This is a genomic window from Desulfotalea psychrophila LSv54, from assembly GCF_000025945.1.
Classification (GTDB): domain Bacteria; phylum Desulfobacterota; class Desulfobulbia; order Desulfobulbales; family Desulfocapsaceae; genus Desulfotalea; species Desulfotalea psychrophila.
On sequence record NC_006138.1, the window covers coordinates 1,592,711 to 1,606,921 of the forward strand.

11 protein-coding genes, 2 tRNA genes, 1 other RNA gene and 1 pseudogene are annotated in these 14,211 nt (G+C 49.7%); 7 read left to right on the forward strand and 8 right to left on the reverse strand.

The window, feature by feature from the left end:
• Positions 1-144: 144 nt before the first annotated feature.
• The 8 genes from thrS to DP_RS07295 all read right to left on the reverse strand — a co-directional run bounded on the left by thrS (position 145) and on the right by DP_RS07295 (position 6,980).
• The gene (gene thrS / locus DP_RS07270; protein WP_041278463.1) at positions 145-2,073 is read right to left on the reverse strand and encodes a threonine--tRNA ligase; all 1,929 of its coding nucleotides are present in this window, start codon (positions 2,071-2,073) and stop codon (positions 145-147) included.
• A gap of 81 nt (positions 2,074-2,154) precedes the next feature.
• A tRNA-Val gene (locus tag DP_RS07275) sits at positions 2,155-2,229 on the reverse strand.
• Positions 2,230-2,497: 268 nt separating this feature from the next.
• Complete coding sequence (locus DP_RS07280; RefSeq protein ID WP_011188670.1) at positions 2,498-2,818, reverse strand: YbaB/EbfC family nucleoid-associated protein; 321 nt, start codon at positions 2,816-2,818, stop codon at positions 2,498-2,500.
• A gap of 18 nt (positions 2,819-2,836) precedes the next feature.
• A complete protein-coding gene (locus DP_RS16715; protein ID WP_011188671.1) occupies positions 2,837-3,841 on the reverse strand; it encodes a DNA polymerase III subunit gamma/tau in 1,005 nt (334 codons plus the stop codon).
• Positions 3,804-4,613 carry a DNA polymerase III subunit gamma/tau gene (gene dnaX / locus DP_RS07285; protein ID WP_011188672.1) on the reverse strand — a complete coding sequence of 270 codons (810 nt, stop codon included), beginning with the start codon at positions 4,611-4,613 and terminating at the stop codon, positions 3,804-3,806. Before dnaX ends, DP_RS16715 begins: the two co-directional genes overlap by 38 nt.
• Positions 4,614-4,660: 47 nt before the next feature.
• An RNA gene (ffs, locus tag DP_RS17400) (signal recognition particle sRNA small type) lies at positions 4,661-4,756 on the reverse strand.
• Positions 4,757-4,915: 159 nt separating this feature from the next.
• Positions 4,916-6,019, reverse strand: coding sequence for an alanine dehydrogenase (locus tag DP_RS07290; protein ID WP_011188673.1), 1,104 nt, complete (start codon positions 6,017-6,019; stop codon positions 4,916-4,918).
• 61 nt (positions 6,020-6,080) lie between these two features.
• Positions 6,081-6,980 (reverse strand): DMT family transporter, encoded by a 900-nt coding sequence (locus DP_RS07295; protein WP_083818945.1) that lies wholly within the window; start codon positions 6,978-6,980, stop codon positions 6,081-6,083.
• A gap of 239 nt (positions 6,981-7,219) precedes the next feature.
• Here DP_RS07295 and DP_RS07300 point away from each other — a divergent pair, with 239 nt between their 5' ends.
• The 7 genes and pseudogenes from DP_RS07300 to DP_RS07330 all read left to right on the forward strand — a co-directional run bounded on the left by DP_RS07300 (position 7,220) and on the right by DP_RS07330 (position 13,933).
• Positions 7,220-8,239 (forward strand): amino acid ABC transporter substrate-binding protein, encoded by a 1,020-nt coding sequence (locus tag DP_RS07300; RefSeq protein WP_011188675.1) that lies wholly within the window; start codon positions 7,220-7,222, stop codon positions 8,237-8,239.
• A 71-nt stretch (positions 8,240-8,310) separates the two neighbouring features.
• Positions 8,311-9,500 (forward strand): annotated as a pseudogene (locus tag DP_RS07305) (amino acid ABC transporter permease).
• A 63-nt stretch (positions 9,501-9,563) separates the two neighbouring features.
• On the forward strand, positions 9,564-10,985 hold the full coding sequence (locus tag DP_RS07310) for an amino acid ABC transporter permease (protein ID WP_011188677.1): 1,422 nt from the start codon (positions 9,564-9,566) through the stop codon (positions 10,983-10,985).
• Between the two features lie 29 nt (positions 10,986-11,014).
• Positions 11,015-11,791, forward strand: coding sequence for an amino acid ABC transporter ATP-binding protein (locus DP_RS07315; RefSeq protein ID WP_011188678.1), 777 nt, complete (start codon positions 11,015-11,017; stop codon positions 11,789-11,791).
• 3 nt (positions 11,792-11,794) lie between these two features.
• Positions 11,795-13,186, forward strand: a complete 1,392-nt coding sequence (locus DP_RS07320; protein WP_011188679.1) for an MmgE/PrpD family protein — start codon at positions 11,795-11,797, stop codon at positions 13,184-13,186.
• A gap of 63 nt (positions 13,187-13,249) precedes the next feature.
• The gene (tadA, locus tag DP_RS07325) at positions 13,250-13,750 is read left to right on the forward strand and encodes a tRNA adenosine(34) deaminase TadA (RefSeq protein ID WP_011188680.1); all 501 of its coding nucleotides are present in this window, start codon (positions 13,250-13,252) and stop codon (positions 13,748-13,750) included.
• Positions 13,751-13,847: 97 nt separating this feature from the next.
• Positions 13,848-13,933 (forward strand) — tRNA-Ser (locus DP_RS07330).
• The last annotated feature ends 278 nt before the right edge of the window (positions 13,934-14,211 follow it).

The following is a 14,211-nucleotide window of genomic DNA, read 5'->3' on the forward strand; positions in this document are numbered from 1 at the left end:
ATCAGGTATGATCTGCAAATTTACTGTCTAACTAATATAATTTTAGCCACTATGCAAAACTATTCATGCCTAAACAGAAAATAGTTAGAATAACGTAGTTACGAATATCTTTCATGCAAAAAATTATATTAGATGCAGAAAAAGTTACGCATCACCTTTGTGCTGGCATTCTTCAAGCACTAGAGCAACAAATTCCTGCACCGTCATAGGGTCTAAATTCTTGCCATTACGCATGCGAACAGTGACAGTGCCATCTTCCTTCTCTTTGTCACCAATAATAAGCATATAAGGCGTTTTTACGAGCTGAGCTTCCCGGATTTTGTAGTTTAATTTCTCGTTACGCAGGTCTTTTTCAACCCTGATGTCAGCGGCGCGTAACTCAGCATAAACCTTCTCACCGTACTCGATTTGATCATCTGTAATATTTAAGATGCGTGCCTGTACCGGAGAGAACCATAGCGGGAATGCCCCTGCATGGTGCTCGATAAGGACACCGATAAATCTTTCAAGCGATCCCATTAGGGCCCGGTGAATCATGATGGGCTGATGTTCGCTGTTGTCAGAACCTACATAGCTGAGCTCAAAACGCTCGGGAAGGTTAAAGTCTACCTGAACGGTAGAACACTGCCAACTACGACCAAGTTGATCCTTGATCTTAATATCAATTTTAGGGCCATAGAAAACACCCTCGCCCGGATCGATCTCATATTTGAGACCTTTCTTTTCAAGGGCAAGTTTCAGGGCGTTTGTCGATTTATCCCAATTCTCGTCGGTACCCACAGACTTCTCGGGGCGGGTAGAGAGGTAGATGTCATATTCGCTAAAGCCGAAGGATTTAAGGATGAAGAGATTGAAATCAAGGATATTGAAAATCTCATCTTCAAGCTGTTCCGGTCTACAGAAAATATGGGCATCATCCTGGGTAAAGCTACGAACTCGCATAAGGCCGTGAAGTGCGCCTGCACGTTCATAACGATATACGGTACCAAGCTCACACCAGCGAAGGGGGAAATCGCGATAGCTACGTTTTTTAGCCTTGTAGACACCAACATGAAAAGGGCAGTTCATGGGCTTGATTTGGTATGTTACGCCATCAATATCCATTCCTGCATACATGCTGTCTGCGTAGAAATCAAGATGACCTGAGGTCTTCCAGAGATCCTGACGGGCTATATGTGGAGTGTAGAGCAATTCATAGTCGTGCCTGTAATGCTCAGCCTTCCAAAATTCTTCTATTTGGTGACGCATACGAGCGCCCTTGGGCAACCAGAGTGGCAACCCTGGGCCAATGCTATCCTGCATGGTGAAGAGCTCAAGCTCTTTACCCAGCTTGCGGTGGTCACGCTTCTTCGCCTCTTCAATGTTGTTGAGGTGTTTTCTAAGCGCCTTAGAGTCAAAAAATGCAGTTCCATAAATACGTTGGAGTACATCTTTTTTCTCATCACCACGCCAGTAGGCACCGGCAACACGGAGAAGCTTGAAGGCACCAATAAAAGAGGTTGATGGCAGATGCGGTCCACGACAGAGATCGGCAAAATCGCCAACCGTGTAGATAGATACCTCTTCAACATCAAGATCTTGAATCAGTTCAACCTTATATTTTTCCTCTTCTTTTTCAAAGCGGGCAATTGCCTCGGCACTTGAATAGAGGGTTTTTTCAAAAAGAGATCCCGTACGGACAATTTCCAACATGCGGGCTTCTATTTTTTCGAAATCTTCGGGAGTAAAAGGGTCGCTACGAAGGAAATCGTAATAGAAGCCGTTGTCGACGGAGGGACCAATGGCAACTTTAACATCGGAGCCATAAATATCCCGAACAGCGTGAGCCATAATATGGGCTGTGCTGTGACGAAGAACGCTTAGAGCCTCTGGGCTGTCGATAGTGACAGGAGAGAGGGTGCAGTCGGTGCTCAGAGGAGTGTTGAAATCAACAACCTCACCATTAAGAATGGCAGCCACGGTACGCTTGCGTTGTTTGTTGGATTGAAGTGCTACGAACACTTCGCCTACGGTCGTTGATATAGGAACCTGTGTCGACTCACCGTCGGCAATGGTAACAGTTATGTCACTCATGAGTTTTTTCGGGTCTATAGAAAAATAAAGGCCAAAGATCAACAATTCTGAAAGAAAAGTTGTTACTTTAGCCTATAAAACTGGTAGGCGCGGGCGGGATTGAACCGCCGACATCCACCACGTCAAGGTGGCGCTCTCCCACTGAGCTACGCGCCTGTCCACACTTCTTACGTTGCCTTCCAGTTGTGACGTTTAAGGAAAAACGTCGACCGAGTTTTTTTAACAAGAATTGCCGGTGATGTCAAGATAAAACATGAAAGAAAAGAGGATGAGAACATATTGTTAGCGTAGCTTTTGCGGTGGGAGAATCAGATCTTGGCTCTTTGCTGCCTCTAACTCTTTAATGCTTCGGAGATATTGGCCTTTTGGCCTTGTGCTTGCGCCTCCCTGTCCCGTGAGGATGACAGGGAGATACTCGGTCTGCTTAGGATAAGAAGTTGGTGAGATCGGGAAGGTTCATGCCGCCGGTGAGCTGGCCCATCTCCTGTTTGCTCAGATCTTTGGCACGACGGAGGCCATCGTTGGTGGCAGCTGTGACAAGATCTTGAAGCATCTCTTTTTCGTCGGTATTGATGAGGGCGTCCTCTATCTTTATGGCAAGGATCTCTCCCTGGCCGTTGACCTGTACCTCAACCATGCCACCGCCAGCGCTGCCGGTGATAATTTTTTTGGCAAGATCTTCCTGTATTGCTGCCATTTTGCCTTGCATATCTTTGGCCTGTTGCATCAATTTGCTGATATCCATTTTCTTCACTCTGTGGGATTATTTTTTAGTGGTAACTCGTATGTCGCCAACGGTCCCTCTGAATATTTCTGCTGTGGCGATAACGAGAGGGTCGTGCATAAGTTCATGCCGGATGTTTTGGGTATTGGAGGAGGTGCTTTTCTTCTCCTCTGGCAGGATAAATTTTATGATAAGATTTTTATCGTAAAAATCCAGGATAAATTGTTTGAGCTCGGCAGAATGTTCTGGTCTGCGTACCATGGTGCAGTTGATGGCATCATCGTAGTGGAGGAGGAGGCTACCGCCCTCTTCTTCTACTTGGGTAACATGGCTCAGCGCTGGAGCCATCCAGCTGGACTTTTCCTGTACATAGGCAAGGAAGTTTTTCCAGTCCGTCTTGATTCTCGTTGCTGGCTTAGGCTTTTCAGCGGGCTTTGGAGCCTTTTTTGCCGGTGTTGGGGGTGCTGCTGGCGTTCGCTGTTGGAACTCCCGGGGGGCCGTTGGCCTTCGCTGTTGAAACTCCGGGGGCTCTTCCGGGAGTGGAATTATCTCTTCGGCTGGATTATGCTCTTTTTTTTTCTGCGGGGGAGGCGGGCTTGTTTCCCTTTTGCCTGGTGCTATCTCTTGTCCTGTTGGTTTCGCTGGTATTGCCTTCGTGCTTGCCTCTCCTCTTTCTGCTGCCAGGATGGTGTCGAGCTTTTTTAGCAGTTGGCTTACCGGTACAACATTCCCTGCTTCAATCATTTTGAGAAAGGTTGTTTCAAGGATCAGTCGTGGCTGGTTTGATCTGCCGATATTCTCCACCATCTCAATGAGCATGTTCATCTTGAGATGGAGTGTCTCTGCTGTGTAGTTCTTGGCGGTTTGGCTGAACTTGTTGAACTCTTCGTCGGGGAGGTCAATCAGTGGTCTGCAGCCATTTATCTTGCAGAGGAGGAGGGTGCGGAACTGGCCGATAAGATCGGTGCAGAATCTTTTGATATCCATGCCGAAGCGAAAAATTTGCTCAAGGGCAAGAATGGCGGTGGAGGGATCTCCTTCCAAGAGTGCTTGGGTCGAGGTTCATCAGTACCTCGCGGTCGATGAGCCCCAATACCTCGATTGCATCCGAGGTGGTCACAGAGCTTTCGCTGAAACTGAGTACCTGATCGAGGAGGCTGAGGCCATCACGAACAGATCCTGCTGCCTCTCTAACGATGAGGGCCAGGGCCTCTTTTTCGATCTCCTTGCCTTCCTCTCCTATGAGGCGTTCAAAGTGGCCGGACAGATCATCTGCGCAAACGCGTTTGAGTTCATATTGCTGGCATCTGGAGAGGATGGTGATGGGTATTTTATGTATTTCCGTGGTGGCAAACATAAAATAGACATGTTCCGGTGGCTCTTCCAGGGTTTTGAGGAGGGCGTTGAAGGCCTCCGTGGTTAGCATATGTACCTCATCTATGATAACGATGCGGTATTTGGCAGAGGTGGGGAGAAAACGAATTTTTTCTTTGAGCTCGCGGATCTCCTGGATACCACGGTTGGATGCGCCATCGATCTCGTAAAGATCAAGTGAGGATCCGGCGGTTATCTCCTGGCAGGAGAGGCATTTGTTACAGGGGTTATTGTTGTTGTCCCGGTGCTCACAGTTAATGGCCTTTGCCATAAGGCGGGCCAGAGTGGTTTTGCCGACACCGCGCACGCCAGAAAAGATAAGGGCATGGGCAACGCGATCACGAGCAAGGCTGTTCTGTAGAGTTTTGACAACGGGGCGTTGACCGATAACCTGGTCGAATGTTTGGGGGCGGGACTTTCTCGCGAGTACAAGATATGACATAAAACACCTGATTCGTGAAGATGCCGATTGGCTAGCCTAAAAAAAATGGTAGCTAGGCAACCTACGCACACAGAGAGTGTCACTACCGTTGCTCCCTTCCAGGCCTGGCGGAGTTCGTGATTCTCTGTTGCATAGACCTAGCTACCAAACTATAAAAGTCTAGACTTGTTGCTGCCGGGGCAGCGCTAGACGAAGCTTATTAGGTCAAACCACCGTGGTGGCATTGCGTGCTATAATGCACTAAAAGTCTGGTCTTGTCCAGTCTTTTTTTCTGTTTTTTTGAGAATAGCATAAAAAGCTATTTACACTGAACGTTTTACCCAGTCACAAAGAGGGGTAAAAGGCTTATTTTGATATATACCAGCTTCTTCTAAAATAAGCTCGCCTCCAATGCAGGTAAGTCCTTTTGCCAGCCACTCATCCTCTCTTATGGCTTGTTCGGCGCCCTTATCTGCGATAGCCAAAATCTTAGGAAGAATTGCCTCTCCATAGCCGGCGGAGGCGGTAACTGGGACAGATCCCGGGATGTTATCAACGACAAAGTGGCGAATACCATCCACCGTATATTCGGGGTCGGCCCACGAGGTAGCCCTGCTTGTTTCGATGGCACCCGCCGTATCGCAGGAGACATCAACGATACAGGCCCCTCTTTTCAGTTTCTTCAGCATGGATCTGGGGATGAGATGGTCTTTTCGATGCTTTGGCCAGAGGACACAGTTGATGATCATATCAGCGTCATAGATATGGTCTTCAAGCTCACTGACGTCTCCCACTGTCACGGGGGCATTGTGGTATTGCATGGCAATAGACTTGCGTGCACCCTCATAGATATCAAGGGCAACGGTGCGAATACCAAAGGGGACCAGGGTGCGCAGGGAGCCCTGACCAACGTTGCCGAGACCGATCACCACGGCCTTGGCGGCAGGCTCGCCGAAGTGGGACATGAAGTGGCGACCGGTGCCGCCGTTTTGGGCCATGGTCATGCGAATGGCCTCGAATGCGCCGACCTCGCCTGCCAGAGGGCAGTTGGGTGAGCCAAATTTATGGGTGTTCTCGGCGGAGATGGCAAGGCATTTTGCCGTAAGGAGGGCATCAAGCTGTTCTGCATCGAGGGCTGCATGAATATTGGTGAAGATGATGTGGTCTGCCCGGAGAAGGGCAAATTCTGGTTCGAGGATCTCTTTCACCTTGACAATCAGGGTTGCCTGCTCAAAAAGCTCTGCGGCTGTATCAACCAGGATTGCGCCTGCAGTCACATAGTCTTCGTTACTGGCAGCAGAGAGAAGACCGGCGTCTTTTTCTAGATAAACAGTGTGCCCTGCCTCGATGAGGGTCTTGATGTGACGAGGCAGAAGGGCAACGCGGCCTTCCTGGGCTTTTATTTCTCGGGGGATGCCTATCTTCATTGTAACGAGTCCTTATTGGAAAAATTTATCATTGCTTCTTATCTGTTGTCTCCGGAAGACCTTATCCGCCGGAAAAAATTATTGCCGCACCAATTACGGCAACTATCGCTCCGCACCATGCCCCTATTTTAGGGCATTCTCCTGTAATTATCCAAATTAGTGGCAGGATGAATATCGGGGAGAGGGAGGAGAGGATGGCGATGATGCCCACGGGTCCGTTGGCAATTCCATAGAGAAAAAAGGTCATGCCGAGGGCCATGCCAACCAGTCCGGAGAGGGCGGTTCTTGCTATTATTTTGCCTGTTATGCGTATCCTTGAGTGGAAAATCTCCTGGGGAAAAAACAGGGTGAGACAGAGGAGGATGGCTGCAACCAGAGTGCGCAGGGTCGCAGCTGCCAGGGGATCAACCCCTGCTGCCAGGGCGGGTTTGGCGATGATACTGCTCATTGCCTGCATGCTTGCCGCTAGTATTCCCAAAATAAGGCCGGTGGTCAGAGCGCCACGTACTGCCTCCCAGGGATGTGTTTGGTTTTTGCTATGGCCGAAGTAAATGGCCAACATGGTGCCGAAGATTACCGTGATTCCCCCACAGAGACTGAGCTTTGTTATCTTTTCATCGAGAAAGAGAAAACCCAATAGGGCGGTAATGGGGGCGTTGGTGGTAAAGAGAATACCTGTTCTTCTTGGCCCCAGTCGATTTATGGTGATAAAGACCAGGGTGTCTCCCAGAAAAATCCCAAAAAATGAGGAGAGAATCAGGTAGAGGCTTGTCTCCCCGTTCAGGGAGTAGATGCCACCTGTATAAAAGGCCATGCCAAGGAGCATTAGGCTAGTCAGTGACATGCGTAGTCTGTTAAAGGCAATAGGCCCCATGGCCCTTGAGGGACCAACGGATATCATTCCTGCGCAGGACCAGCAGAGTGCAGCGCCAATGGCAGCTGTCTCTCCAAGGTACATCATCTCCTTCCCCTTTCTTCTTCTGTCGGTTAATTCGTCTCTGCTTAGCTCTCCGTTCGGTGATAACAGAAAAAAAAAGTAAAAAAAAGTAAAAAACAGAGAGTGGGGAAAATAAACGTCTCTATCCTTTTGAACGGGCGAGTGCTCAGAATTATAGTAGAAAAATGTTGCAAAAAAGAGAATAATCAGCAAGGGTTGGGCTGATAAAAAGTATGTAATGATATAAAAATAGGAGAATTTGAATGAAATCTGTATGCAATAGACTGGTTGGTGCTGCTCTGGGCTCACTCCTCTTGGCGAGCACTGTCTCGGCCACAACTCTGGACGTGGTTAAGGAGAAGGGTTATGTGAACGCCGGTGTTTCTGGCAAGGTAATTGGCTTTTCTGCGCCAGATTCTCAGGGCGTGTGGAGAGGAATGGATGTGGACTTTGTCCGTGCCGTTGCCTCTGCCATCTTTGATGATCCAAATAAGGCTCGTTTTACTCCCGTTGCCTTTAAGGAGGCCTTTGCTGCTCTTCAGTCCGGTGAAATTGAGATTCTTGCCCGTAACACCACCTGGACCTTTCAAAGAGATACCAAGCTTGGCCTGGAGTTTGTGGGCCCGCTCTTCTATGATGGACAGGGGTTTTTGGTGCATAAGGATCTTGGCGTGAAAAGTGCCCTGGAGCTTGATGGTGCCAGTGTCTGCACTCAGTCCGGTACCACTACAGAGCTCAATATGGCCGATTATTTTGCCTCCCACGGAATGACTTACCTGCCCGTTGTCTATGAGAGTGCCGATGAGGCAACCGTTATCTATGATACGGGTCGTTGTGATGTTTATACCACCGACTCTTCGGCCCTTGCCGCCCGTCGAACTATTCTCTCCAACCCCGATGATCATGAAATTCTCCCGGAGATTATCTCTAAAGAGCCTCTGGGACCTGCGGTTCGCCAAGGTGATCAGCAGTGGAGTGATTTGGTACGTTGGACTCTTTTTGCCCTTATTACGGGTGAAGAGCTTGGTATTACCTCCGAGAATGTTGATCAGATGCTGACCTCAGAGAATACCGAGGTAAAAAGATTTTTAGGCGTTGATTCTGATTTTGGCCAACATATCGGCCTCAGCCATGATTGGGCCTATAGAATTATTAAGCATGTGGGTAATTATAGTGAGGTCTTTGAACGTAATGTCGGATCTCAAACGGCACTTGGGCTCGATCGGGGTCTTAATGCCCTCTGGACCAATGGCGGTCTTATGTATGCCCCTCCGATTCGTTAAATTTTTGCTGATATTTCGTACAGCCGCTTCGGCGGTTGTGCTAACAGAGGTTGCATTATAGGAAGTATTTGATGTCTTTAACAAAAAATGAAAAGACCCGGGCCTGTTCCGGTCGTTTTCTCCACGATGCTCGTTTTCGTTCGTATCTTGCTCAGGCGACTGTCCTCTTGGTGCTCATTGCCGCTCTCTCCTACGGTGGCTATAATGTTGTCCATAATCTGCAGAAGGCCGGGGTAACTACGGGTTTTGCCTTTCTGGATGAGACCGCAGGCTTTGATATTAGCCAAACCCTTATCGCTTACTCAAGCAAGAGCACCTATGCAGATGCCCTTGTCGTTGGGCTTTTAAACACCCTGCTTGTCTCGGCTCTTGGTATTGTCTTTTCCACAGTCCTTGGCTTTTCTCTAGCGGTTCTTCGTCTGTCGTCAAATTGGCTTGTCTCAAAGCTTGCTACGACCTATGTGGAGATAATTCGTAATATTCCGCTTCTGTTGCAGATACTGTTTTGGTATCTGGCCATACTTGCCCCCCTGCCCTCTGCTAGGAAGGCCTTGAGCTTTGAGGGAATTGCATATCTCTGTAATCGTGGTTTGCAGTTGCCGCGACCTGTGCTGGATGGAGGTGGCAATCTTGTGGCCCTGGCCTTAGGTCTTGCCCTGGTGGTTTCTTTCTTTTTTATCCGATGGAATCATCTGCGCCAGCGACGTACGGGCAGGAGATTTCCTGCCGTTCTCTTCAGCCTTGTCCTGATTATCTCTTTACCTCTTGTGGCTCTGGCCTGCATGGGTTTTCCTCTGCACTGGGAGCTTCCGGTTCTGAAGGGTTTTAACTTCAGGGGTGGAATTACCGTTCTTCCAGAGCTCATTGCCCTGCTTTTGGCGCTTACCCTTTATACAGCAACCTTTATCAGTGAGTATGTCCGTTCGGGTATTATGTCGGTGGATCGTGGCCAAAAGGAGGCTGCTGAGGCCCTTGGCTATCAACCTTGGATGATCTATAGATTGATTATTCTCCCTCAGGCGATGCGGGTTGCCATACCACCTCTGATCAGTCAGTATCTGACTCTGGTGAAAAACTCCTCTCTGGCGGTGGTGATCGGTTATCCGGATCTTATTCATGTCTTTGCTGGGACGGTGCTTAATCAATCTGGTCAGGCGATGGAAATTATTGCCATTACCATGGCCGATATCTCTCTATTAGTTTGGTTATATCCCTTCTCATGAATTGGTATAATAAAAAAGTTGTGTTGCGGGGCATGTAACCCTGCCGAGAGTTTACCCCCTGCGCCGACAACGTTAAACATTTCAACACAGATAGAAGAATTATGTCTCAACAATGGATACCTAAATCCGCTCAGCCCTGCCCGGTAACAGAGAAGGGTCCCCTGGGGTGGATGTATAAGAATCTCTTTTCATCTCCCTTTAATACGGTGCTCACCCTCCTTGGTGTGAGCCTCTTGTTTTGGCTGATTACCCCTCTAGTTCGCTGGGCAATTATCGATGCAACCTGGGTAGGGACATCCCGTGATGCCTGTACGGTCCTGGGAGGCTGTGATCCCGGCGCCTGTTGGGTCTTTATTAAGGTACGTTTTCAGCTCTTTATGTATGGCTTTTATCCAGAGGTTGAACGTTGGCGAATAAATTTTGCCTTTGTTCTGATCGCCTTTGCCGCTCTACCCCATCTTATTCCGGACTTTTTTGCGAAGAGCTGGAGGCAGTATCTGCGGGTGGCTTTGGCTCTGGCCCTGATAGCGGCCTTTTTTGGTCTGCAGCCGTTTTTGGTTGCCGCCCCCTTTTTTCTGGCCCCCTTTCTCCTTGCCCGGTTTTCTCTTAAGGAGAGAGTTGTGCAGGGGCGTCATCCTATTTTGGTAGGGCTGGCGGCCTCTATTCTGGTCTGTCTTGCTGTTTCCCTATCCGTCCGGGCTATCTGGGGCGATGGCGGTGCTTGGGCCCTCGGTCTTTCTGCAGCCTTGCTTGTCTATCCGCTCTTTGCCTTAAAGCAGCTCTCCGAGACGGTGTGGCGTTGGAACTTGCTCTGTGTGGTCTATCCGCTGATTGCCTATTTTCTCTTTGTGGGGGATGCCTTTGGCCTTGTTCTGGTGGAGACCCATTTCTGGGGTGGCTTGTTTCTGACCTTGGTGGTAGCGGGGACGGGCATGGCAACGGCCATGCCCATTGGCATTCTCCTGGCTCTGGGGCGTTGTTCGAAGATGATTGTTATCCGTACTCTCTGTATTGGCTTTATTGAGCTGGTGCGTGGGGTGCCTTTGATCAGTGTCCTCTTTATGGCCTCGGTAATGTTTCCCCTGTTTTTGCCGGAGAATATGAGCTTTGATAAGTTACTTCGGGCTCTTATTGGAGTTGCCTTTTTCTATGCAGCCTATATTGCCGAGGTGATTCGTGGTGGCTTACAGGCCATCCCCAAGGGCCAGTATGAGGCAGCAGAGGCCCTGGGCTGGACCTATTGGAAGAAGATGTCGGTGATTATTCTGCCGCAAACCCTGCGTATGGTTATTCCGGGTTTGGCCAATAATTTTCTTTCCCTGCTTAAGGATACGACCCTGGTAGCGGTCATTGGCCTGCTTGATCTGCTCGGTGTTGCCAAGGCAGCCCTGGCTGATGCCGCCTGGCTCGGTTTTACCAAGGAGGCCTATGTCTTTGCCGGCCTCGTTTTTTGGATATTCTGCTTTGCTATTTCTCGTTATAGCAACTTTTTAGAGAAAAAATACCACACTAATTACAGGTAGTGACTGTGGTTGAGATATAAGGTTGGATTATGGTTACAGAACAGAAAGAAGTTACGGCTGATGAGGATTTTATTGTTATTTCCGGACTCAATAAGTGGTACGGCGATTTTCATGTCCTAAAGGACGTCAATCTGCGGGTGAAAAAGGGCGAAAAGCTGGTTATTTGTGGCCCGTCTGGTTCGGGTAAATCCACCCTTATTCGCTGCGTGAATCGTCTGGAACAACATCAGGAGGGCCGGATCATTATCAATGGGATGGAGCTTAATAATGATGTGAAACGTATTGATCGTATTCGGCAGGAGGTGGGGATGGTTTTTCAAAACTTTAACCTCTTTCCTCATATGACGGTGTTGGAAAACCTCACATCCTCCCCCGTCTGGATACGGAAGATGCCTCTGAAGGAGGCAGAAGAGCTTGCCTATCATTATCTTGAGCGGGTAAAGATTCCAGAGCTTGCCCATAAGTATCCCATGCAGTGTTCGGGGGGGCAACAACAGCGGGTGGCTATTGCCCGTTGTCTCTGTATGAATCCTCAGGTAATGCTCCTTGATGAACCGACTTCAGCCCTTGATCCGGAGATGATCAAGGAGGTGCTTGATGTTATCACTGATCTTGCCGGGTCGGGTATGACCATGCTCTGCGTTACCCATGAGATGGGCTTTGCCCGTACCGTGGCCGATCGTATTGTCTTTATGGATCAGGGTGAGATTGTTGAGCAGAACGATCCGGAGAGCTTTTTCAGCAATCCGCAGTTTGACAGAACCAAGCTCTTTCTTAGCCAGATTATCTCTCATAACTTCTCTTAAGCCATGAATAATACAGAAAAGAGCCCGGATCTGACCATTGCCGAACAGCTGGCCGAATATATCGTTGCTCTTCGTTTTGAACAGATTCCCTTTGCAGTGATTGATCATGCCCGCCATCTCCTGCTTGACCTTATTGGGGCGAGCTTGGCGGGGATTGGAACCCCCGAGGCCTGTGCTGCTACCAGAGCGGTGGAGATGCTTGCTCCTCAGGGTGGCGCGTCCCTGATCTGGGGAACCGATCGGGGCACAACTCCTGGTGGTGCCGCCCTGGTTAATGGCATTATTGCCCATGCCCGGGAGCTGGATGATTTTGGCGGTGTTGATCATACCGGAGCGGTGGTGGTGCCGGCGCTTTTGGCCGTGGCCGAGAGCTTTCCCACCATTTCCGGAGAAGATTTTATCGCGGCCATGGTGGTGGGTTATGAGGTGGGGCGTCGAGTGCTTAATGGGGCCGGAGGATATCGCCCCCATAACCATGAGGACGGTTATCACTCCACTGGCTCCTGTGGCAGCTTTGCCGCAGCTGCGGCCGTTGCCAAGCTGTTAAGGCTTAATGTGGAGCAGACCACCTGGGCTCTGGGGCTTGCTGGCAGTTTCACCGGTGGCACCTGGGCCTTCACCGTGGATGGGGCCATGAGTAAACGTTACCATGTGGGGCGGGCAGCGGAGACCGGGGTGGTCACCGCTCTTCTGGCCCTGAACGACTTTACCGGTCCTGCCCATATCTTTGAGGCTGAGTGGGGCGGTTTTCTCACAACCTATGCGCGGCATACAGCGGTGCCCGAGGCTCTTACCGAGGCCCTGGGCAGGAGATATGACACCCTGCGCAGTGGCATAAAGCCCTATGCGGCCTGCCGCGACATCCATTCGAGTCTCGATGTTCTCTTTAAGGCCTGTCGGGAACATCATCTGCAGACAGCGGATATCACCTCTATAGAGGTGCGCTGTATTCCTGAGATGAAGCAGATGATCGGTTCGCTTGCCCCGCCCACCAATCGCTTTGAGGCTCAGCTCTCCCTGCCCTATAGCCTTGCCGTTGCCTTGGTGACGGGCCGGGCATTTTTGTCGGAGTATGAGGAGCCTTATCTCTTCTCCAAGGAGGTGGTGGCGGCAATGGCACTGGTTGTCCTGATTGAAGATCCCGGCCTGCCCTATGATTCTGAGCCTCATATAAGGATTCAGACGAGGGATGGCAGGAGTATTGAGGGGCATGTCCCCTATGCTTCAGGCGCACCGCAAAATCCTCTTGAACCGAATGCTATCTATGAAAAATTTGACTCCCTGGCTCTGCGGGCCCTCTCTGCTGAGCGGGTGAAGCTGCTGCGCCGGACTATCCTTGATATTGTTGCTCTTGATGACGTGCGTTCCATCTCTGATCTGTTAAAGATAGGCTAGTAAGTATCTTGTCGTCTCCGTCGCTTCAGGTATAATGTCGCAAACTTTTATTAAGGGGATGAGATGGAAGATAGAGAGATAGAGGCAAGAGATGCCCTGTGGATGGGCTATGCCCTCGATGAGGCGGCTCGGGCAGGAGCAAATGGTGAGGTGCCGGTGGGGGCGGTGTTGGTGCAGGATGGTGAGCTGATTGCCACTGGACTCAATGGCATGATTACCCATAATGATCCCAGCGCCCATGCAGAGATTGTTGCCCTGCGTCAGGCTGGTCAGGTCCTTAACAACTATCGTTTTCCCGAGGCGACCCTCTATGTGACCCTTGAACCCTGTATTATGTGTATGGGTGCTATCATTCAGGCCCGGATAAAGCGACTTGTCTTCGCTGCCTTCGATACCAAGACAGGTGCTGCCGGCTCTCTCTATGATATAGGTAGAGACGGAGCCCTGAATCATCGAGTGGAGATTATGGGCGGTGTTCTGGCAGAGACCAGTGCTGCTCTCTTAAAAGCGTTTTTTCGCGATCGGAGAAAAAAGCGTAAGAACGGGGGGCTTGATAAGGGCTGAGGGAAAAAGGCTCTTTCAAACGATTTTAAGTGCATTTTTTTGTTGCCAAAATGTCTCAATCAGTTTATAAATCGCGCACAAATTGAACAACAGTTGTGGAGAGGTGACCGAGTGGCTTAAGGTGCACGCCTGGAAAGCGTGTGTACGCAAGTACCGAGAGTTCGAATCTCTCCTTTTCCGCCACGGTTTTTTAAAGGCTCGTAACGTTTTCGTTACGGGCCTTTTTTTTGTCTTCTCCTTGGACTCCTTTGCCCGGGCTTTATTTGAATCTCCTGCCTGTGCCTCTTCTCCTCCATTTTTTTTAAGCACTATGGAACGCTTATCATTCCCTCTTCTGAGCGCAGCAACCTTTATCTGTATATGATTAGGGTGATTTCTGGCAAGGACCTGTCTGGGCCTTAAATACCCATTTCCCCTGTGCAAAAAAAGTATTGTAAAACCGAACAATTCGCTTGGGTTTT